Raw genomic sequence first — 20,233 nt, forward strand, 5'->3', positions numbered from 1 at the left:
ACGCTGGTACGGGCGGACCGACCGCAGTTTATGTCTCGAAGCCGAGCATGCCGGTCGGCCGAGCGGTACTGACACACCACCTCCCCGGCCGGCCCGGGGCCGGGGAGGTTCGGTGAGCGTGCGCCTCGCTACTTCTTGGCGGCGGCCCGCTTGCGGGCGGTGCCGGTCGACGCCTTGGCGGCGGTGCCCGAGGCCGCCTTGGCGGCGGTGGTGCGGCTGCCGCCGCGCCGGGCGGCGGGGACGGCCGCGTCGGAGACCCCGCCGAGGATGTCCCGCAGGAACTTGCCGGTGTGGCTGGCGGGGACCGCGGCGATCTCCTCCGGGGTGCCCTCGGCGACCACCATGCCGCCCCCGCTGCCGCCCTCGGGGCCCATGTCGACGATCCAGTCGGCGGTCTTGATGACATCGAGGTTGTGCTCGATGACGATCACCGTGTTGCCCTTGTCGACCAGGCCCTCCAGCACCTTGATCAGCTTGCTGATGTCCTCGAAGTGCAGGCCGGTGGTCGGCTCGTCGAGGACGTACACGGTGCGGCCGGTGGAGCGCTTCTGCAGCTCGGAGGCGAGCTTGACGCGCTGGGCCTCGCCGCCGGAGAGGGTCGGCGCGGACTGGCCGAGCCGGACGTAGCCGAGGCCGACGTCGTTGAGGGTGCGCAGGTGGCGGGCGATGGCGGGGACGGCCTCGAAGAAGGCCAGCGCCTCCTCGATCGGCATGTCCAGCACCTCGGCGATGGACTTGCCCTTGTAGTGGACCTCCAGCGTCTCCCGGTTGTAGCGGGCGCCGTGGCAGACCTCGCAGGGGACGTAGACGTCCGGCAGGAAGTTCATCTCGATCTTGATGGTGCCGTCGCCGGAGCAGTTCTCGCAGCGGCCGCCCTTGACGTTGAAGGAGAACCGGCCGGGCAGGTAGCCGCGGACCTTCGCCTCCTGGGTCTCCGCGAAGAGCCGCCGGACGTGGTCGAAGACGCCGGTGTAGGTGGCCGGGTTGGAGCGCGGGGTGCGGCCGATCGGCGACTGGTCGACGTGCACCACCTTGTCGACCAGGTCGGTGCCGGTGATCCGGGTGTGCCGGCCGGGCACGCTGCGGGCGCCGTTCAGCTCGCGTGCCAGGTGGGTGTAGAGGATGTCGTTGACCAGCGTGGACTTGCCGGAGCCGGAGACGCCGGTGACCGAGGTGAAGGTGCCCAGCGGGAAGCCGACCGTGACGTCCTGCAGGTTGTGCTCGCGGGCGCCGTGCACGACGAGCTGGCGCTTCTTGTCGCGCGGTCGGCGGACGGCCGGGGTGGGGATGGACCGCCGGCCGGAGAGGTACTGGCCGGTCAGCGACTCCTCGTTGCCGAGCAGCTCCTTCAGCGAGCCGGAGTGCACCACCCTGCCGCCGTGCTCGCCGGCGCCGGGGCCGATGTCGACGACCCAGTCCGCGGTCTTGATGGTGTCCTCGTCGTGCTCGACGACGATCAGGGTGTTGCCGATGTCGCGCAGCCGCACCAGCGTCTCGATCAGCCGGTGGTTGTCCCGCTGGTGCAGGCCGATGGAGGGCTCGTCGAGGACGTAGAGCACGCCGACCAGGCCGGAGCCGATCTGGGTGGCGAGCCGGATGCGCTGGGCCTCGCCGCCGGAGAGGGTGCCCGCGGCGCGGTTGAGCGAGAGGTAGTCCAGGCCGACGTCGACCAGGAAGCGCAGCCGCTCGTTGACCTCCTTGAGCACCCGCTCGGCGATCTTCTTGTCGCGGGCGCTGAGCTTCATCGCGCCCAGGAACTCGGCGCAGTCGCTGATCGACATCGCGGCGATGTCGGCGATCGACCTGTCCTGGATCGTCACGGCGAGCACCACGGGCTTGAGCCGCGTGCCGTTGCAGGCGGGGCAGTGCACCTCGCGCATGTACCCCTCGAAGCGCTCGCGGCTGGAGTCGCTCTCGGCCTCGGAGTGGCGGCGCTGCACGAACGGCACCGCGCCCTCGAAGGAGGTGGTGTACGAGCGGTCGCGGCCGTAGCGGTTGCGGTACTTGACCTCGACCTGGGTGCGGTGGCCGTACAGCAGGGCCTTGCGGGCCCGGGCGGGCAGCCCGGCCCACGGGATGTCGGTGCGGAAGCCGAGCTCGCCGGCGAGCGCGTCGATCAGGCGCTGGAAGTACTCCTTGGTGTGGCCCTGGGACCACGGGTGGATGGCGCCCTCGTCGAGCGACTTCTCCTCGTCCGGGATCACCAGCTCCGGGTCGACCTCCATCCGGTTGCCGAGGCCGGAGCACTCCGGGCAGGCGCCGAACGGCGAGTTGAAGGAGAAGGAGCGGGGCTCCAGCTCCTCGAAGGAGACGTCGTCGTACGGGCAGTAGAGGTGCTCGGAGTACATCCGCTCGCGCTCGGGGTCGTCCTCCGGGAGGTCGACGAAGTCGAGCACCACCATGCCGCCGGAGAGCTTGAGGGCCGTCTCGACCGAGTCGGTCAGCCGGCGCTTGGCGCTCTCCTTGACCGTCAGGCGGTCGACGACCACCTCGACGGTGTGCTTCTCCTGCTTCTTGAGCGTGGGCGGCTCGGTGAGCTGGACGGTCGCGCCGTCCACCCGGGCACGGGCGTAGCCCTTCGACTGCAGGTCGGCGAAGAGGTCGACGAACTCGCCCTTGCGCTCGCGCACCACCGGGCTGAGCACCTGGAAGCGGGTGCCCTCGGCGAGCTCCAGCACCCGGTCGACGATGGCCTGCGGGGACTGCCTGGCGATCGGGCGGGAGCAGTGCGGGCAGTGCGGCTTGCCGACCCGGGCGAAGAGCAGGCGGAGGTAGTCGTAGACCTCGGTGATGGTGCCGACCGTCGACCGCGGGTTGCGGCTGGTGGACTTCTGGTCGATGGAGACCGCGGGCGAGAGGCCCTCGATGAAGTCCACGTCCGGCTTGTCCATCTGGCCCAGGAACTGCCGGGCGTAGGAGGACAGCGACTCGACGTAGCGGCGCTGGCCCTCGGCGAAGATCGTGTCGAAGGCCAGCGAGGACTTGCCGGACCCGGAGAGGCCGGTGAAGACGATGAGGGAGTCGCGGGGCAGGTCGAGCGAGACGTTCTTGAGGTTGTGCTCGCGAGCACCGCGGACGATCAGGCGGTCGGCCACTGCTTCTGGCGCCTTTCTCCGGGGAGGTGGGCTTCGGGGGCTTGAGGGCCGGCCTCGGACGGTTCCGGGGCGGCTTCGGGGCGGCTTCGGGGCTACGACAGGCGAATCGGTGCGTCCTCGGATCCACCGCGGCCCGGCCCCTGGCGGCACACGGCCGCGTCGGCGGCGACCGCAAGCATGCCCCAGGGAAGGCAACCAGCGGGATGGGCGATTTCTTCCGACTCGGGACTGCCAGCCTATAGCTCAGGCGTTCGAATATCGAGCTTGTCCAGTGGAGACCACCCGAATGAGTGACGCGGTCCCGACACGTTGATCACCAGGACGGGAGAACCGGCAGCTCGGCGCCGTCGCCGGGCGATAGCGTCGCCGTGACAACGACCGGCGGCCCCCGCGGGAAACGCCGGTCCGCACCACGGCCCACCCGGGAGACCGCCATGACCGACCCCGCGCCCACCGGCACCCCCACCGGCATCCCGTCCGGCGTCACGTCCGAGGAGGCCGCTGCCAGGGCCGCCGAGAGCCTCAAGGCGGTCGCCGGGGCCACCGAGCACCTGCTGCGCACCGTCGCCGAGCTCGATCCGGAGGCCGTCGCCGGGCCCTCCGCACTGCCCGGCTGGACCCGCGGCCACGTGCTGGCCCACCTGGCGCGCAACGCCGACTCGCTGGTCAACCTGCTGGAGACCGCCCTCACCGGGGTCGACATCCCGCAGTACGCGAGCCCGGAGGCCCGCGAGCAGGGCATCCGGGACGGCGCCGGCCGCCCGCTCGACGAGCAGCTCGCCGACCTGCGGCACACCGCCGAGCGGCTCGCCCGCACCGCCGAGAGCCTGCCGGACGCCGCCTGGACGGTGCCGCTGCGGCACCGCACCGGCTACGTCTTCCCCGCGTACGAGGTGCCGTGGAAGCGGCTGATGGAGGTCGAGTACCACCACGTCGACCTGGACGCCGGGTACACCCCCGCACACTGGCCGGAGGCCTTCGCGGGCGCCGAACTGGCCCGGCTCGCCGCCCGGCTGGACGGCGCCGAGGGCCTGCCCGCCGTCGTGCTCACCGCCGAGGACACCGGCGCCCGGGTGCGGCTCGGCGAGCCGGCCGACCCCGGGACGGCCGGCCCCGAGCTGGCCGTGGAGGGCCCCGTCCGGGCGCTCACGGCCTGGCTCTCCGGCCGCTCCGACGGCGACGGCCTGCAGGTGCACCGGTCCGGCGTGCTGCTGCCCGACCCGCGCACCGCGCTGCCCCCGCTTCCGCCGCTGAACTGAACAGGCGATGATGCAGGTGACGGACTTTCAGCCGGCACCCGGCCCCGCCGCGGTGTCCGGCCACGACGACCGAGGAGCAGTGCGATGACCTACCACGGAGCGGTCAAGGTCGGCGGCCCGCCGGACGTACGGGAGCTCGCCCACCTGATCGTCACCAAGGTGGCGGTCGGCCCGTACGACAACAACGCCTATCTACTGCGCTGCCGCGCCACCGACGAGCAGCTGCTGATCGACGCGGCCGCCGACGCCCCCACCCTGATGGAGACCGTCGGCGACCGTCTGGCCACGGTCGTCACCACCCACCGGCACCACGACCACTGGGCGGCGCTGGCCGAGGTGGTGGCCGCCACCGGCGCCCGGACGGCGGCCGGCCGGATCGACGCCGAGGCCGTCGACGTCCCCACCGAGCTGCTGCTCGACGACGGCGACGTGCTGCGGGTCGGCCAGGTCGAGCTCACCGTCCGCACGCTGGTCGGCCACACCCCCGGCGCGATCGTGCTGATCTACGACGACCCGCAGGGCCACCCGCACGTGTTCACCGGCGACTGCCTCTTCCCCGGCGGCGTCGGCAACACCTGGAAGAACCCGGAGGCCTTCGCCAGCCTCTTCCGCGACGTCAACGAGAAGATCTTCGACGTGCTGCCGGACGAGGCCTGGGTGTACCCCGGCCACGGCAACGACACCACGCTCGGCGCCGAGCGCCCGCACCTCGACGAGTGGCGCGAGCGCGGCTGGTGACCGGCCGGTGAGCCGCAGATGAGTGACGGTGCGCGGCCGGGCCGCGCGGTCGAGGCCGAGCTGAAGGCCGTGGTCCGCGACCCGGCCGCCGTCCGGGCCCGGCTGGACGCGCTGGCCGGCCCCGGCCGGGCCGAGGTGTACCGGGACACCTACTACGACCTGGCGGACGGCCCGCTGGCCCGCGGCGACCGCGAGCTGCGGCTGCGCACCGTCGCCGGCCCGGCCGGCACCCGCACCCTGCTGACGTACAAGGACGCCCGCGTCGACCCGGTCTCCGGCGCCAAGCCGGAGGCCGAGACCGCCGTCGCCGACCCCGCCGCGGCCGCCGCCGTGCTGCACGGGCTCGGCTACCGGCCGGTGCTGGCCTTCGAGAAGCACTGCCGCAACCACGCCCTGCACCGGGCCGGCCGGGAGCTGCTGGCCACCCTGGTCGAGGTCCCGGAGCTCGCCGGGGTCTTCCTGGAGGTGGAGACGGTCTGCGGCGAGGAGGACCTGGCGGGGGCGCTGGCGGCCGTCCGCGCCGTGCTGGCCGAGCTCGGCGTGCCGCCGGCGGACCTCACCGACGAGGCGTACACCGACGCGGTGGCCGCCGCGCGCCGACGCAGCGGCGGGGTGTGACCGGTCCCCGCGGTCGCACCCCGCCGCTGCGGGATCGGGTGGGTCAGACGTCCGCGCCGTCGCGCTCGTCCGCCGCTTCCAGCGCCGCGCGCTCCTGGCGGCGCGAGGCGATCAGGCTGGTGACGGTGGTGACGGCGAGGACCACCACGATGAAGCCCAGCGAGGCGGCGATGCTGATCTCCGGCACGTGCACGCCGCTCTCGTGCAGCGCGTGCAGCACGAGCTTCACGCCGATGAAACCGAGGATCACCGACAGGCCGTAGGCGAGGTGGACCAGCTTCTTCAGCAGGCCGCCGATCAGGAAGTACAGCTGGCGCAGACCCATCAGCGCGAAGGCGTTCGCGGTGAAGACGATGTACGGGTCCTGGGTCAGGCCGAAGATCGCCGGGATGGAGTCCAGCGCGAACAGCACGTCGGTGGTGCCGATCGCCAGCATGACGATCAGCATCGGCGTCATCAGCCGGCGGCCGTTCTCCACGATGAAGAGCTTGGTGCCGTGGTACTTGTCGGTCGCCGGGAAGCGCCGCTCGATCGACTTGAGCAGGCGGTTCTCCTCGAACTCCTCCTCCTCGTCGGAGCGGGCGTCCTGGATGAGCTTCCAGGCCGTCCAGATGAGGAAGGCGCCGAAGATGTAGAACACCCACGAGAAGGTGGAGACCAGGGCCGCGCCGCCGGCGATGAAGACCGCCCGCAGCACCAGCGCGATGATCACGCCGAACATCAGCACGCGCTGCTGGTAGATCCGCGGCACGGCGAACTTGCCCATGATCAGGATGAAGACGAAGAGGTTGTCGACGCTCAGCGACTTCTCGGTGATGTAGCCGGCGAAGAACTCGCTCGCCGGCTGCGATCCGTACTGCTTCCACAGGAAGGCGCCGAAGCCGATCGCCAGGATGATCCAGACGGTCGTCCAGATCCCGGCCTCCTTGATCGAGACCTCGTGCGGTTTGCGGCCGCCGATGAAGAAGTCGGCCGTGATCAGGGCGATCAGCACCCCGATCGTGCCGATCCACAGGCTCAGGGAAACGTCCACGTCTGCTCCTCCGGCAGGTAGGCGAACAGGCATCGTCACTGCCGGAGGTCTCCTCCACCCTGCGGCTCACCGAAGGAGCACGCGGGCCGGCACCCCGGGACACCCGATGGGCGGGTGTCCGTGATGACGGGGCTGCCGCTGGGGAGTACTCCCCTCCGCTCTACGCCGAGGCTAACAGAATCCCCAAGACAAGGTAAAGAAGGTAAAGAAACGTCAGGTGCCGGGGCGACCGGGGGCACTCAACGGGTGTGCCTGGGGTGCGCCGCCGGGCTCAGAGGAAGGGCTCGATCGCCGGCAGCATGTCCTGGAAGGTCCTGGCCCGGGCCGGTGCGCCGATCGCCTGCATCGCCCAGCCGCCCTCCGGCTCGCGGTAGACCTTGGCCATGATCTGCCCGGTGTGCCGGCCGCCGGCCGCCAGCTCGTAGCGGGCCAGTTCCTGCCCGGTGGACTCGTCGACCAGCCGGCAGTGCGCGTCCTGCACCTCGGCGAAGCTCTGGCCGGTGTACGAGCTGACGGTGAACACGATCTGGGTGATGTGCGCCGGCACCCGCAGCAGGTCCACCAGGATCACCTCGTCGTCGCCGCCGCGGCCGGCCCCGCCGGTCACGTTGTCCCCGGTGTGCTGCACCGAGCCGTCATTGCTCGCCAGGTGCTGGAAGAACACCACGTCGGAGGGGGTGCGCTCGGCGTACAGCAGGGCCGAGGCGTCCAGGTCGACCTGGCGGCTGCGGCTGCCGAACAGCCCCTTGCGGACGGCGGCCCGCCAGCCGAGGCCCATCCGCACGACCGTCAGCGACTCCCCCGAGCTCTTCTGCAGGCTGACGCTCTGCCCCTTGGCCAGATTCACCGACACGGTGCTTCCCTCTCTCTCCTCAGCCCGGCGGGAGCGGTCCCACCGCGCTCCGACGGAACACCCCGTTGCCGTCCCCCGGCTGAGGCCCCCAGTGCCCTGCGGCCGCACCGCCGCCGCCCGGCCGCATGTCCTGCGGCCGGATTCGAACGACGAACGGTGCCCGCAGGCCAGCCTAGGGCCTGCGGGCACACGTCATGCAGGGCGCTCCCGGTGGGAGCGCACCCGGCCGGGCCGGGCTCAGGCCATTCCGGCCTCGCGCATCTGCCGGAGCTCCTTCTTCAGCTCGCCTACCTCGTCCCGCAGCCGCGCCGCCACCTCGAACTGCAGCTCGGCGGCGGCCGCGTGCATCCGGTCGGTGAGGTCCTGGATGAGCTGGGCCAGCTCGGCCGCGGGCAGGCTCTTGGCCGGCTTGCGGTCGGCCCCGAGCGCCGGCACCGGTGTGCGGGTCTTGCCGCCCGCCCCCCGGTAGCCGGTGGAGAGCAGCTCCTCGGTGTCCACGTCCTCCCGGGCCAGGGTGTCCAGGATGTCGCCGATCTTCTTGCGCAGCGGCTGCGGGTCGATGCCGTTCGCCTCGTTGTACGCCTGCTGCACCACCCGGCGGCGGTTGGTCTCCTCGATCGCCAGCTCCATCGCCGGGGTGATCCGGTCCGCGTACATGTGGACCTGGCCGGAGACGTTGCGCGCCGCACGGCCGATCGTCTGGATCAGCGAGGTGCCCGACCGCAGGAAGCCCTCCTTGTCCGCGTCGAGGATCGCCACCAGCGACACCTCGGGCAGGTCGAGGCCCTCGCGGAGCAGGTTGATGCCGACCAGCACGTCGTACTCGCCGGCCCGCAGCTCGCGCAGCAGCTCGACCCGGCGCAGCGTGTCGATGTCGCTGTGCAGGTACCGGACCCGGATGTCCAGGCCGAGCATGTAGTCGGTGAGGTCCTCCGCCATCTTCTTGGTGAGGGTGGTGACCAGGACGCGCTCGTTCCGCTCGACCCGGGTGCGGACCTCGTGCACCAGGTCGTCGATCTGGCCCTCCGTCGGCTTGACGATCACCTCGGGGTCGATCAGGCCGGTCGGACGGATGATCTGCTCGACGGCGCCGTCACCGCGGGACAGCTCGTACTTGCCGGGGGTCGCCGACAGGTACACCGTCTGCCCGACCCGCCCCAGGAACTCCTCCCACTTCAACGGGCGGTTGTCCATCGCGGACGGCAGCCGGAAGCCGTGGTCGACCAAGGTCCGCTTGCGGGAGGCGTCGCCCTCGTACATCGCGCCGATCTGCGGCACCGTCACGTGCGACTCGTCGATGACCAGGAGGAAGTCCTCCGGGAAGTAGTCGAGCAGGGTGTTCGGCGCGGTGCCGGGCTCGCGGCCGTCGAAGTGCATCGAGTAGTTCTCCACGCCGGAGCAGGTGCCGATCTGGCGGAGCATCTCGATGTCGTAGGTGGTGCGCATGCGCAGCCGCTGGGCCTCCAGCAGCTTGCCCTGCTTCTCCAGCACCGCGAGGCGCTCGCCGAGCTCCTTCTCGATGTCGTTGACGGCGCGCTCCATGCGCTCCGGGCCGGCCACGTAGTGCGAGGCCGGGAAGACGTAGATCGAGTCGTCCTGGCTGATGATCTCGCCGGTCAGCGGGTGCAGCGTGTACAGCGCCTCGATCTCGTCGCCGAACATCTCGATCCGGACGGCGAGCTCCTCGTACACCGGGAAGATCTCGATGGTGTCGCCGCGGACGCGGAAGGTGCCGCGGCTGAAGGCGACGTCGTTGCGGGTGTACTGGATGTCGACGAAGCGGCGCAGCAGCGCGTCACGGTCGATCTCCTCGCCGACCTTGAGCGGGACCATCCGGTCCACGTACTCCTGCGGGGTGCCGAGACCGTAGATGCAGGAGACCGAGGCGACCACGATCACGTCGCGGCGGGTGAGCAGCGAGTTGGTCGCGGAGTGGCGCAGCCGCTCGACCTCCTCGTTGATCGAGGAGTCCTTCTCGATGTAGGTGTCCGTCTGCGGGACGTACGCCTCGGGCTGGTAGTAGTCGTAGTACGAGACGAAGTACTCGACCGCGTTGTTGGGCAGCAGCTCGCGGAACTCGTTGGCGAGCTGGGCGGCCAGCGTCTTGTTCGGCGCCATCACCAAGGTGGGGCGCTGGAGCTTCTCGATCATCCACGCGGTCGTCGCGGACTTGCCGGTGCCGGTGGCGCCGAGCAGGACGACGTCCTTCTCGCCCGCCCGGATCCGGCGCTCCAGCTCGGCAATGGCCGCCGGCTGGTCACCGTTCGGCTGGTAGGGGCTGACGACCTCGAAGGGCGCCACTGACCGCTCGATACTCGTGATGGGTCGCACGGGTCCACCGTACGACCCCCCACCGACAACCGAGGCCGGATCCGCAGCGCATCCGCACCGGGGCCGGTTAGCGGGCGCTGTCGCGGGCGAGGGCGACGAGGCGGGAGACCGCGCGGAGGTACTTCTTGCGGTAGCCGCCGCGGAGCATCTCCTCGGGGAAGACCTGGTCGAAGGGCACGCCGGAGGCGGTGACGGGGAGTTCCCGGTCGTACATGCGGTCGGCGAGGACGACCAGCCGCAGGGCGGTGGACTGGTCGTCGACCGGCCGCACTCCCCGCAGGAAGACGCCGTGGACGTCGTCGAGGAGGGCGCCGTAGCGGCTGGGGTGGACGTTCTTGAGGTGGTCGAGCAGCGCGTCGAAGTCGTCCAGCGAGGCGCCGGGGGCGCCGGCCGCCCGGGCGGTGACCTCGTCGTCGGTGTACGGCGGCGGGGCCTCGGGCAGGCCGCGGTGGCGGTAGTCCTGGCCGTCGATGCGGACCGGCCGGAAGTGCGCGGAGAGGCCCTGGATCTCGCGGAGGAAGTCGGCGGCCGCGAAGCGCCCCTCGCCGAGCTTGTCGGGGAGGGTGTTGGAGGTGGCGGCGAGCTTGACGCCGTTCTCGACGAGGCGGCTGAGCAGGGTGGAGACCAGGACGGTGTCGCCCGGGTCGTCGAGTTCGAATTCGTCGATGCAGAGCAGCCGGTGGCCGGAGAGGGTCTCGACGGCCCCCTTGAAGGTGAGTGCGCCGACCAGGTTGGTCAGTTCGACGAAGGTGCCGAAGGCCTTGGGGCCGGGGGTGGCGTGCCAGAGCGAGGCGAGCAGGTGGGTCTTGCCGACGCCGTAGCCGCCGTCGAGGTAGATGCCGGCGGGTGCGGCCGGGGCGGCCGGGCCGCGGCGGAACCAGCTGCGCTTCGGGGCTGCGCCGCTGCCGTTGAGGGAGGCCGCGAACTGCTCCAGGACCTGGACGGCCTCGTACTGGCTGGGCTGGGTGCTGTCCGGGATGTAGCTGCCGAAGCTGACGCCGGCGAACCGCGGCGGCGGGACCATCTCGGCCACCAGGCGCTCGGCGGGGACGACCGGTCGGCGGTCGGTGAGGGCTGTCACGGAGGCCGTCTCGGAAGCGGTCGCGTCGGCGTGGGGGGCTGCGGGCACGGTAGTAGAGGGTACGCCCCGTGGAAGACTCGCAGCCATGCAGCTCTTGATGAATCCGCTCACAGCCGCCGTCGCCGACCCGGCCTCGCTGGAGGCACTGGCCGCCCTCTACGCCTACCCGGCGCAGGTGGCGGAGGGGAGGCCGTGGCTGCGCGGCAACATGGTGTCCAGTCTGGACGGCTCGGCCCGGGTGGCGGGCCTGTCGGAGGGCCTGTCGGGGGTGGCCGACAAGCGGATCTTCGGGGTGCTGCGGGCGCTGGCGGACGTGGTGCTGGTGGGCGCGGAGACGGTCCGCGCGGAGGGGTACCGGCCGGGCCGGGCGCGGAAGGAGTTCGCGGCGGCCCGCGCGGCGGCGGGCCAGGCCCCGGCGCCGGCGATCGCGGTGGTCAGCCGGCGGCTGACGCTGGACCTGTCGGCGCCGCTGTTCACCGAGCCGCTGGTGCGGACGGTGGTGGTGACCACGGAGGACTCCCCGGCCGAGGCGCGCCGGGCGGTGGCCGAGGTGGCGGACGTGGTGGTGGCCGGCGAGCGGTCGGTGGACCTGGCGGCGGCGGTGGCGGCGCTGGCCGCCCGCGGCTGGACCCGGCAGCTGACGGAGGGCGGCCCGCGGCTGCTGGGCGGGCTGGCGGCGGCGGGCCTGCTGGACGAGCTGTGCCTGTCGCTGGCGCCGCTGCTGACCTCCGGCGACGCGCCGAGGATCGCGCACGGCGCACCGGTCGAGGGGCTGCGGCCGATGCGGCTGGTGTCGCTGATCGAGGAGGGCGGCTTCCTGTTCACCCGCTACGTGCGGGCGGAGGACGGACCGGGCGGGGAGTGACCGCAAGGACCGCTGGGGCCTGTGTGGTGCGTGTGCAGCGTGAGGAAAGCTTCCGCCGGGCAAGATGAGGGCAAGCGGACTCGGGGGCCTGCACCGTCGAAGGGACTCACGTGTTCAAGACCGTACTGATGATCGAAAAGGCGCTGTCCGACGCGGACGTCGAGCTGGTCACCACGCTGCACGGCGACGAGAAGGTGTCGTTCGTGGTGCTGATGCAGCCGCGGGGAAAACAGGACGAGCTGTTGAGAGCGCTCGACGACGTCGCACTGGGCCATCTCGACAAGGCGGTGCACGAGCACGACGACGAGTCGGTGCCCACGGTGGCCGAGGAGTCCCTGGAGTACAGCCTGCGCCACCTGCGCGAGGCCGGTGCCGAGGCGACCGGCCGGGTGGTGGAGGAGAACCCGCTCGACGGCCTGCGGAGCGTGGTCGAGGAGCACGGCTCGGACGAGGTGCTGGTGCTGACCTCGCCGCACTTCGTCGAGGAGTTCTTCCACCGGGACTGGGCGTCCCGGGCGCGGCACAAGGTGGGCGTGCCGGTGCTGAAGCTGTTCGCCAGCGACTCCTGAGCCGCCCTCCCCGCCCGCCCTCGGGCGGGCGGGGCCGGCCCGCCGGTGGTGCAGAATCGTCCTTGCGGAACCACCGCGAGGGCGATTCTCGTCCTCCCAGTCCCCGGCTGTACGGAGCATCCCTTGAACGACGCCGCGCACGACCTGCACGCCCCGCACTTCATCGGCATCGGCGGCGCCGGGATGTCCGGACTGGCGAAGATCCTCGCGGTGCGGGGCGCCCAGGTCTCGGGCAGCGACGCGAAGGAGTCGGAGACGGTCCTGGCGCTGCGCGCGCTCGGCGCCACGGTCGCGGTCGGCCACGCCGCGGAGAACCTGCCGGCCGGCACCAGCAGCGTGGTGGTCTCCAGCGCGATCCGCGCGGACAACCCGGAGCTCGTGGCGGCCCGGGAGCGCGGGATCTCGATCGTGCACCGCTCCGACGCACTCGCCGCGCTGATGGGCGGCCGCCGGGCGCTGGCCGTCGCGGGCACCCACGGCAAGACCACCACCACCAGCATGCTCGCGGTCAGCCTCGGCGAGCTCGGCCTCGACCCCTCGTACGCGATCGGCGGCGACCTGGACGCGCCGGGCTCCAACGCGCACCACGGCACCGGCGACATCTTCGTCGCGGAGGCGGACGAGAGCGACCGCAGCTTCCACAAGTACGCGCCCGAGGTGGCGATCGTGCTCAACGTGGAGCTGGACCACCACGCCAACTACGCCTCGATCGAGGAGATCCACCAGTCCTTCGAGACCTTCGTCGGCCGGATCGTGCCGGGCGGCACCCTGGTGGTCTCCGCCGACCACGAGGGCGCCCGGGAGCTGACCCGCCGGGTGTCCGGCCGGGTGGGCCTGAACGTGGTGACGGTCGGCGCCGCCGAGGACGCCGACGTGCGGGTGCTCTCGGTCGCCGCGCGCGGCATGACCAGTGAGGTCACCGTGGAGCTCGGCGGCGAGGAGCTGTCCTTCACGGTCTCCGTGCCCGGCCGCCACTACGCGCACAACGCGGTCGCCGCGCTGGCCGCCGGTGTGGCGCTCGGCGTGCCCGCCGCGGACCTGGCGAAGGCGCTCGGCAGCTACACCGGCGTGCGCCGCCGGCTGCAGCTCAAGGGCGAGGCCGCCGGGGTGCAGGTGATCGACTCCTACGCGCACCACCCGACGGAGATGGCCGCCGACCTGGACGCGATCCGCGAGGCCGCGGGCGGCGGCCGGGTGCTGGTGGTCTTCCAGCCGCACCTGTTCAGCCGCACCCAGCAGCTCGCCGAGGAGATGGGCGGTGCGCTGGCACTCGCCGATGCCTCGGTGGTGCTCGACATCTACCCGGCCCGCGAGGACCCGATCCCCGGCGTCACCAGCGCCCTGATCGTCGACGCCGCCCGCCGGGCCGGCGCCGACGTCGCCGCGGAGCACGAGTTCGCCGCCGCCCCCGACCGGCTGGCCGCCCTGGCGAAGCCGGGCGACCTGGTGCTGACCATGGGCGCCGGCGACGTGACCAACCTCGGCCCGGAAATTCTCGCCCGCCTCGCGGACGTTGCACCCGGTGCCTGATGGGAGGACTGTCGTGACCCACGAGATCCAGAAGACCGACGCCGAGTGGCGGGCCCAGCTGTCCCCGGAGGAGTACCACGTGCTCCGCGAGGCCGGCACCGAGCGCGCCTTCACCGGCGAGTACACCGACACCAAGACGGTCGGCGTGTACGGCTGCCGGGCCTGCGGGGCCGAGCTCTTCAGCAGTGAGACGAAGTTCGAGAGCCACTGCGGCTGGCCCTCGTACTACGCCCCGCTGGCCGGGGACAGCGTCGAGTACATCCAGGACACGTCCTTCGGGATGCGCCGGGTGGAGGTCCGCTGCGCCAGCTGCGGCAGCCACCTCGGGCACGTCTTCGAGGGCGAGGGCTACGACACCCCGACCGACCAGCGCTACTGCATCAACAGCATCTCGCTGACTCTCCGGCCCGCCGAGTAGGCCGGGGCCCCAGCAGCGCACTCCCGCACGCCCTGTCACCACGGCGCCACACCGTGCCAGACTGATCATCAGTCGAACGGCACGAGAGGACCACGGTGGCAGGGCGTCGCACTTCCGGAGTACTGGCCATGCTGGCGGAGGCACAGCGCCAACAGCACCGCCGGGAGGAGGCGCAGCGGCGCGCCGACGCCGCCGCGCAGCGGCAGTACGAGCGGGCCCGCCGGGACGCCGAGCGGGCGGCGGCGCAGGGGCAGCGGGAGGCGCTGCGGGCGTACCGGCAGGGCCGGGAGGCGGACGCGGCCCGGCGGACGGCCGAGCTGGAGGAGCGGGTCGCGGCGCTGCGCGACACACTCACCGCGGGCCTGCGCGGGCGGGGCTTCTCCCCCGCCGACCTGGCGGCGCCGGCGGCCGCCTTCGACCCGGGGCAGCTCGGGGTGCCGGTGCCGATGCCGGACCAGTCCTGGTACCTGATACCGCCGCTGACGGGCGCGCAGGCGTTCGACCCGGCGGCCCGCCGGCAGTGGGACGAGCAGGCGGCGCAGGCCCGCGCCCGGTTCGAGCAGGACTGGTACGCGGCGCAGGCCGCCGAACAGCAGCGGCTGCGCCAACTCGACGAGTACCGGGCCGAGTTCGATACCTGGCTGGCCTCCCGCCGGCAGCTCGCGGCCAATGCGGCACAGCTGGCGGCGGGGCTCCGGGCAGGCGTGCCGGAGGCGGTCGAGGAGTACTTCGAAACGGCGCTCGGCTGGCGGGACGACTGGCCGGAGGGCTTCCCGCACACGGCGGAGGCGGTCTGGGACGCGGGCGCCCGGCAGCTGGTGGTGGAGTGGCCGCTGCCGGACTTCTCGGTGGTGCCGGCGGTCGCCCGGCACCGGTACGTGAAGACCGACGACCGGGACGCCGAGGTGGCCCGGCCGGTCGGCGAACGGCGCGCGCTCTACCGGGAGGTCGTGGCGCAGTGCGCGCTACGGGTGCTGGCGGAGGCGTTCCGGGCGGACACCGAGGGCCTGCTCGCCTCGGTGGTGGTGAACGGCGTGGTGGAGGCGGTCGATCCGGCGACCGGGCGGGAGGAGAGCCGCTGCCTGGTGTCGGTGGCCACCGAGCAGGCGGACTTCCTGGCGCTGGACCTGGAACGGGTCGCCGCGGTGGACTGCCTGGAGGAGGCGCTGCACGGCCGGCTGTCGGCGCGCCCGGACAGGCCGGAGGCCGTCCGGCCGCACGCGACGGGCGCACCGGCCGCGGCGGCGCCGGCGGACGACGAGGGCCCGGACCTGTTCACCATGGACCCGATCGCCTTCGAGGAGCTGATCGCCGAGCTGTTCCGCCGCCGCGGCCTGCGCACCCGGACGACCGCGCGCAGCGGCGACGAGGGCGTGGACGTGCTGGCGGAGGACCCGGACCCGATCACCGGCGGGCAGATCGTCATCCAGGCCAAGCGCTACCGGCACACCGTGCCGCCCACGGCCGTCCGCGACCTGGACGCGACGATGGCCCGCTGCGGGGCGAACCGCGGCATCCTCGTCACCACCTCCGGCTTCGGCCCGGGCTCCCGGCGCTGGGTGGAGGGCCGGCCGCTGACGCTGGTGGACGGGCCGATGCTGGTGGCGCTGCTGCGCGAACACGGCCTGGCGGGGCGGCTCGGCCCGGCCGACGGGCGGCCGAAGGCCCGGGGCGGCGGTGCCCGCCGACCGGACCCTGAGCCCGCGGTGCTCGGGCCCGGGCAGAACGCGGTACTGCCACCGGGCGCCCTCGACGGCCTGACCGTGCGCTTCTCCTCCGCGGGCGCGGAGGCGGATCTGACGCTGCTGCTGCTCACCGACGAGGGCCTGGTCCGCTCGGACGCGGACTTCGTCTTCTACCACCAGCGGAGCGCGGCCGGCGGGGCGGTGCTGCTCGGCGACAAGTCGGCCGCCGCGGACGGGCGGCGCTCGGAGTCCGCGGTGCTGCGGCCGGCCGGCCTCCCGGCGGACGTCCGGCGGGTCGCGGTCTCCGTCAACATGGACGCCGACGCCGGGCTGAGCTGCGCCCACCTCACGGACGCGGAACTGCTGCTGCACGCCGAGGACGGCACCGCCTGGTCGTTCCGCCCGCCGTCCGACCCTGCGGTCTCGGCGATGCTGGTCGCCGAGGTGTACCGGCACCGGCCGGCCGGCGGCCCGGAGGTGTGGAAGGTCCGGGCGGTCGGCCAGGGCTGGGCGGACGGCCTGGCCGGGCTGGCCCGCGCCCACGGCGTCGACGTCGGCTGAAGGCTCTCGGACGGGCATCAGGGGCCCCAGCGCCCCTGAATGAGTCTCCCGTGTGCGTCAGCAGTCCAGCTCGCGGCTGTACTTCCATTCGGCGGCGAAGCGCCGGTAGCCGAGCCAGTCGTTGACCGCGAGCATCGGGGCGTTGTCGCCGTCGTTGTGGGTGTAGGCCGCGGTGATGCCGGCGGCCCGGGCGCGGTGCAGCGAGTCGGCCTTGGCGAGTTTGGCGAGGCCCCGGCCGCGGTGGGCGCGGACGGTGGTGGTGAAGGAGGACCAGTAGCGGCCCTCGCCGTCGGTCTGGGCGGCGGAGAAGCCGACCGGCCGGCCGTCGGCGACCACCACGGTGGTGAGCTCGCGGTCGAGGTCGGGCCGGTGCCAGATCTCGTCGAGCCAGGAGGCGTAGCCCTGGTCGGCGAGGTCGACGTCACCGGGCTCGTCCCGGGTGCCCTCGACGTCCACCAGGTAGAGCGGGTGCGGGTCGTCCAGGTAGTCGGCGCCGGTGCGCAGTTCGATGCCGGGCGGGCCGGCCGGCCGCGGCGGCACCGGGGCGGTGAGGTCGCGTGCGCCGAAGTAGGCGATCCGGCCGCGGGTGTAGCCGTGGGCGGCGGCGAAGGCGTGTGCCGCCGGTTCGTCGTCCACCCAGCAGTGCGCGTGCCGGACGTCCTCGGCGGCGAGCGCCTCCTCGGTGGCGGCCAGCAGCGCGGTGCCGGCGCCGCGGCCTCGGTGCCCGGGGGCGACGTGGACCCGGGCGAAGCCGTGGCCGGGCTCCTCGCTGTCCGGGTAGGCGCCGAACCGGGAGACGCCGAGGAGTTCGCCGTCCGCCTCGGCGAGCAGGGTCCGCAGGTGGGGCTGGGCGGCGGCCTGCCAGGCGACCGCCTCGGGGGTGGTGACAAGATACGGGCGGCCGGCGCGCAGCGCGGCGCAGGCCGCGGGCGCGTCGTCGGGCCGGAAGGCACGGATCGTGAGCGTCATAGACACGTCACGTTAACGACTCGGCCGCCCCGGCGCCGCCGAATATCGGTCCCTGGGACTGGAGTTGCCTGCCCGGCGGGCGGCGCCGCGGAGAAAGCTCAAGTTCAGCTCTGAGTTCGGCTGCCGGTGGTTGGCAGCCGTGTCCGGCCGGTACACCCTCAGCACGGGAAGACCTGAGCACGGGAAGTGGAGAGGGGGGAGCACGCATGGCGCACTCGACGGAGCCGCCCCGGCTGGGGGTGGGGATCGGCTGGCGGGCGGAGATCGACACCGCGGTCGAGCGGCTGTCCGGCGTGGACTGGGTGGAGGTGGTCGCGGAGAACGTGTGCGCCGGCCACCTGCCCCGGTCGCTGGAGGTGCTGCGCGGGCGCGGCGTGACCGTCGTCCCGCACGGTGTCTCGCTCGGCCTCGGCGGCGCCGAACCGCCGGCCGCGCACCGGCTGGCGCGGTTGGCCGAGGTGGCCGAGGCGCTGGACGCGCCGCTGGTCACCGAGCACCTCGCGTTCGTCCGGGCCGGTGGGATGGAGTCCGGCCACCTGCTGCCGGTGCCGCGCTCGCGGGACGCGCTGCGGGTGGTCGCGGAGAACGTCCGGATCGCCCAGGACCAGCTGCCGGTGCCGCTCGCCCTGGAGAACATCGCGGCGCATCTGCGCTGGCCGGACGACGAGCTGACCGAGGGCGAGTTCCTGGCCGAGCTGGTGGAGCGCACGGGGGTGCGGCTGCTGGTGGACGTCGCGAACCTGCACACCAACCGGGTCAACCTGGGCCTGGACGTCACCGCGGAGCTCGCCCGGCTGCCGCTGGAGGCGCTGGCGTACGTGCACGTCGCGGGCGGCGTGGAGCGGGACGGGGTGTGGCACGACACGCACGCCCACCCGGTCACCGCGCCGGTGCTGGAGGTGCTCGCCGAGCTCTGCGGCCGCGCCGTGCCGCCCGGCGTCCTGCTGGAGCGGGACGACGCCTTCCCGCCGCCGGCCGAACTGGCCGGCGAACTCGACGCGATCCGGGTCGTCCTGGAGCGCGCACCCGCCCGGGAGGAGGTGGCACTCGGTGGCTGAACCCGACGAGTACCTGCTGCGCGCGGAGGACGCCGAGCTGGCCGTGGCGCGGGCCCGGCTCGCCCGGCGGCAGACCGCGCTGATGGCCGCGCTGGTCGCGGGCGGCCCCGTCCCGGAGGGCTTCGACCCGGCGCAGGTCGCCACCCAGGCCCGCGGGCTGCTCGCCAAGCGGCGGGACACCACTGCCAGGGTCGCACCGGAGCCGGCCCGCATCCTCGGCGCCGACTGGCGGCCGCTGTTCGAGCGGTACGCCCGGCAGGGCCCGCAGCGCGGCGGGTACCGGGCCGACGCCCGGGAGTTCGCCGTCTGGGCGCTGACCGCGGAGCCGGCCGCGCCCTGGCGGGCGGAGCTGGAGCACTGGCTGCGGCCCGAGGGCGCGCCGCGGCCGTCGAACCCGCTGCGGACGGCCCGGACGGTGCTCGCCCGCACGCTGCCCGACCGCCTGCGCCGCCGCGGCGCGGGCACCCACGACCGCCCTGTCCCGTCCCGGGGCTGAGGCGGCACCACCCGGGTCCTCGGACCCGTTCGATCCACGGGGGAGACGACGATGTGGAGTACCGAGTTCACTGTGGCCCTCGTCCTGGTGCTGGCCACCGGGGCGGCGGTGAGCGTCACCAACACGCGGCTGCGCCGGGTGCCGCACCCGCGGGGCCTGTCCGGTCGCGGACTGGAGCTGCTGGAGACGGCCTTCCTGGCCGGCGGCCCGACCCGGGTCGCGGTCACCGCGCTGATCCGGATGCAGCAGGAGGGCCGGGTGATCGTGTCGCGGGCCGGCACGGTCACCGTCACCGAACCGCAGCCGAGGGACGCCGTCGAGGCGGCCCTGATCGAGGCGGCCGGCCCCGGCCGGCAGCAGGACGCGCACGTGCTGCGCCTGGCGGTCGCCCGCAGCGCCGCCGTCCAGGAGATCGGCGACCGGCTGGCGGAGCGCGGTCTGATGCGCCGCCCGGACCGCCACCGGGCCCTGGTGCGGGCCCGCATCGTGTTCGGGCTGGCGCTGCTGGCCACCGTGGTGCTCGGCGTGTTCGCGATGGTGGACTGGGCCGGCCGCAGCTTCGAGGACCGCTACACCGGCGCGCCGCCGGTCCTGCCGTTCGCGATCCTGCTGATCGTCGGCGTGATCTTCCTGGTGGCGACCCGGCCGGACAAGGGCCGGGTCACCCCGGCCGGCCGCCGGCAGCTGTCGATGATGAAGGAGGGCGGCGCCTGGCGGCCGTGGGACGTGGCGGCGCCGGCGGCGGCACTGGCGGTGCTCGGCGCACTGGCCTTGGACGGCACCGAGATCCTGGACGAGGAGACGCGGGCGGCCCTGATGGCCCGGCAGCTCGCCGCCACCTACGCGCTCAACTCGGCGAGCGGCTCCACGGCGGTCTGGTGCGGCTCGTCCTCGGACGGCGGCTCCTCGTCGTCCTGCGGTTCGTCCAGCTGCGGCTCGTCCAGCGGCTCCTGCGGCTCCTCGGGGAGCTCCTGCTCCTCCGGCAGCTCCTGCGGCGGCGGCAGCTCGTGCGGCTCCAGTTGCGGCGGCGGCGGGTGCGGCGGGTCCTGACCCGGCTTGTCACAGTTTCGTATC

At 73.2% G+C, this 20,233-nt stretch carries 15 protein-coding genes and 1 pseudogene; 10 read left to right on the forward strand and 6 right to left on the reverse strand.

Annotated features, from left to right (window positions below; genetic code table 11):
• Window positions 1–128 precede the first annotated feature (128 nt).
• Window positions 129–3,095, reverse strand: coding sequence for an excinuclease ABC subunit UvrA (gene uvrA / locus AB0P35_RS18150; protein WP_363511721.1), 2,967 nt, complete (start codon window positions 3,093–3,095; stop codon window positions 129–131).
• 434 nt (window positions 3,096–3,529) lie between these two features.
• On the opposite strand from uvrA, the gene AB0P35_RS18155 reads away from it, so the two are divergent.
• The 3 genes from AB0P35_RS18155 (at window position 3,530) to AB0P35_RS18165 (ending at window position 5,710) form a co-directional block, all read left to right on the forward strand.
• A complete protein-coding gene (locus AB0P35_RS18155; protein ID WP_363511723.1) occupies window positions 3,530–4,354 on the forward strand; it encodes a maleylpyruvate isomerase family mycothiol-dependent enzyme in 825 nt (274 codons plus the stop codon).
• A gap of 84 nt (window positions 4,355–4,438) precedes the next feature.
• A complete protein-coding gene (locus AB0P35_RS18160; RefSeq protein ID WP_095872776.1) occupies window positions 4,439–5,092 on the forward strand; it encodes an MBL fold metallo-hydrolase in 654 nt (217 codons plus the stop codon).
• Between the two features lie 18 nt (window positions 5,093–5,110).
• Window positions 5,111–5,710 (forward strand): class IV adenylate cyclase, encoded by a 600-nt coding sequence (locus AB0P35_RS18165; protein WP_363511725.1) that lies wholly within the window; start codon window positions 5,111–5,113, stop codon window positions 5,708–5,710.
• 43 nt (window positions 5,711–5,753) lie between these two features.
• Here the strand turns inward: AB0P35_RS18165 and AB0P35_RS18170 are convergent, their stop codons facing one another.
• The 4 genes from AB0P35_RS18170 to zapE form a co-directional block, all read right to left on the reverse strand.
• Window positions 5,754–6,743, reverse strand: a complete 990-nt coding sequence (locus AB0P35_RS18170) for a TerC family protein (protein ID WP_363511727.1) — start codon at window positions 6,741–6,743, stop codon at window positions 5,754–5,756.
• Between the two features lie 271 nt (window positions 6,744–7,014).
• Window positions 7,015–7,596, reverse strand: coding sequence for a TerD family protein (locus AB0P35_RS18175; RefSeq protein WP_095872779.1), 582 nt, complete (start codon window positions 7,594–7,596; stop codon window positions 7,015–7,017).
• Between the two features lie 237 nt (window positions 7,597–7,833).
• Complete coding sequence (gene uvrB / locus AB0P35_RS18180; RefSeq protein WP_363511729.1) at window positions 7,834–9,927, reverse strand: excinuclease ABC subunit UvrB; 2,094 nt, start codon at window positions 9,925–9,927, stop codon at window positions 7,834–7,836.
• Window positions 9,928–9,994: 67 nt separating this feature from the next.
• Window positions 9,995–11,056 (reverse strand): cell division protein ZapE, encoded by a 1,062-nt coding sequence (zapE, locus tag AB0P35_RS18185; protein ID WP_363511731.1) that lies wholly within the window; start codon window positions 11,054–11,056, stop codon window positions 9,995–9,997.
• A gap of 37 nt (window positions 11,057–11,093) precedes the next feature.
• Between zapE and AB0P35_RS18190 the strand changes: the two genes are divergently transcribed.
• From AB0P35_RS18190 to AB0P35_RS18210, 5 genes are all read left to right on the forward strand, one after another.
• A complete protein-coding gene (locus tag AB0P35_RS18190; RefSeq protein WP_363511733.1) occupies window positions 11,094–11,873 on the forward strand; it encodes a dihydrofolate reductase family protein in 780 nt (259 codons plus the stop codon).
• A 110-nt stretch (window positions 11,874–11,983) separates the two neighbouring features.
• Complete coding sequence (locus AB0P35_RS18195; protein ID WP_095872782.1) at window positions 11,984–12,442, forward strand: indole-3-glycerol phosphate synthase; 459 nt, start codon at window positions 11,984–11,986, stop codon at window positions 12,440–12,442.
• Window positions 12,443–12,565: 123 nt separating this feature from the next.
• Window positions 12,566–13,972, forward strand: coding sequence for a UDP-N-acetylmuramate--L-alanine ligase (murC, locus tag AB0P35_RS18200; RefSeq protein ID WP_363511735.1), 1,407 nt, complete (start codon window positions 12,566–12,568; stop codon window positions 13,970–13,972).
• Between the two features lie 13 nt (window positions 13,973–13,985).
• Complete coding sequence (msrB, locus tag AB0P35_RS18205; protein ID WP_095872784.1) at window positions 13,986–14,390, forward strand: peptide-methionine (R)-S-oxide reductase MsrB; 405 nt, start codon at window positions 13,986–13,988, stop codon at window positions 14,388–14,390.
• 128 nt (window positions 14,391–14,518) lie between these two features.
• The gene (locus AB0P35_RS18210) at window positions 14,519–16,636 is read left to right on the forward strand and encodes a restriction endonuclease (RefSeq protein ID WP_363511737.1); all 2,118 of its coding nucleotides are present in this window, start codon (window positions 14,519–14,521) and stop codon (window positions 16,634–16,636) included.
• Between the two features lie 57 nt (window positions 16,637–16,693).
• Here AB0P35_RS18210 and AB0P35_RS18215 read toward each other — a convergent pair whose 3' ends face one another.
• On the reverse strand, window positions 16,694–17,605 hold the full coding sequence (locus AB0P35_RS18215) for a GNAT family N-acetyltransferase (protein WP_363511739.1): 912 nt from the start codon (window positions 17,603–17,605) through the stop codon (window positions 16,694–16,696).
• A gap of 206 nt (window positions 17,606–17,811) precedes the next feature.
• Between AB0P35_RS18215 and AB0P35_RS18220 the strand changes: the two are divergent.
• Together AB0P35_RS18220 and AB0P35_RS18225 are read left to right on the forward strand one after the other, a co-directional pair.
• Window positions 17,812–19,159: pseudogene (locus AB0P35_RS18220) on the forward strand (DUF692 domain-containing protein).
• A gap of 51 nt (window positions 19,160–19,210) precedes the next feature.
• Entirely contained in the window at window positions 19,211–20,209 is a 999-nt protein-coding gene (locus AB0P35_RS18225; RefSeq protein WP_363511741.1) for a TIGR04222 domain-containing membrane protein, read from the forward strand.
• Window positions 20,210–20,233 lie beyond the last annotated feature (24 nt).

Source organism: Kitasatospora sp. NPDC085879, from assembly GCF_040686255.1.
In the GTDB taxonomy this organism is placed as follows: Bacteria; Actinomycetota; Actinomycetes; order Streptomycetales; family Streptomycetaceae; genus Kitasatospora.

Bases quoted from the DNA above. Each gene is read 5' to 3' on its own strand.
- AB0P35_RS18215 (WP_363511739.1), bottom strand. From the start codon at position 17,605: ATGACGCTCACGATCCGTGCCTTCCGGCCCGACGACGCGCCCGCGGCC.
- AB0P35_RS18165 (WP_363511725.1), top strand. From the start codon at position 5,111: ATGAGTGACGGTGCGCGGCCGGGCCGCGCGGTCGAGGCCGAGCTGAAG.
- AB0P35_RS18190 (WP_363511733.1), top strand. From the start codon at position 11,094: ATGCAGCTCTTGATGAATCCGCTCACAGCCGCCGTCGCCGACCCGGCC.
- AB0P35_RS18160 (WP_095872776.1), top strand. From the start codon at position 4,439: ATGACCTACCACGGAGCGGTCAAGGTCGGCGGCCCGCCGGACGTACGG.
- AB0P35_RS18225 (WP_363511741.1), top strand. From the start codon at position 19,211: ATGTGGAGTACCGAGTTCACTGTGGCCCTCGTCCTGGTGCTGGCCACC.
- AB0P35_RS18155 (WP_363511723.1), top strand. From the start codon at position 3,530: ATGACCGACCCCGCGCCCACCGGCACCCCCACCGGCATCCCGTCCGGC.
- AB0P35_RS18210 (WP_363511737.1), top strand. From the start codon at position 14,519: ATGCTGGCGGAGGCACAGCGCCAACAGCACCGCCGGGAGGAGGCGCAG.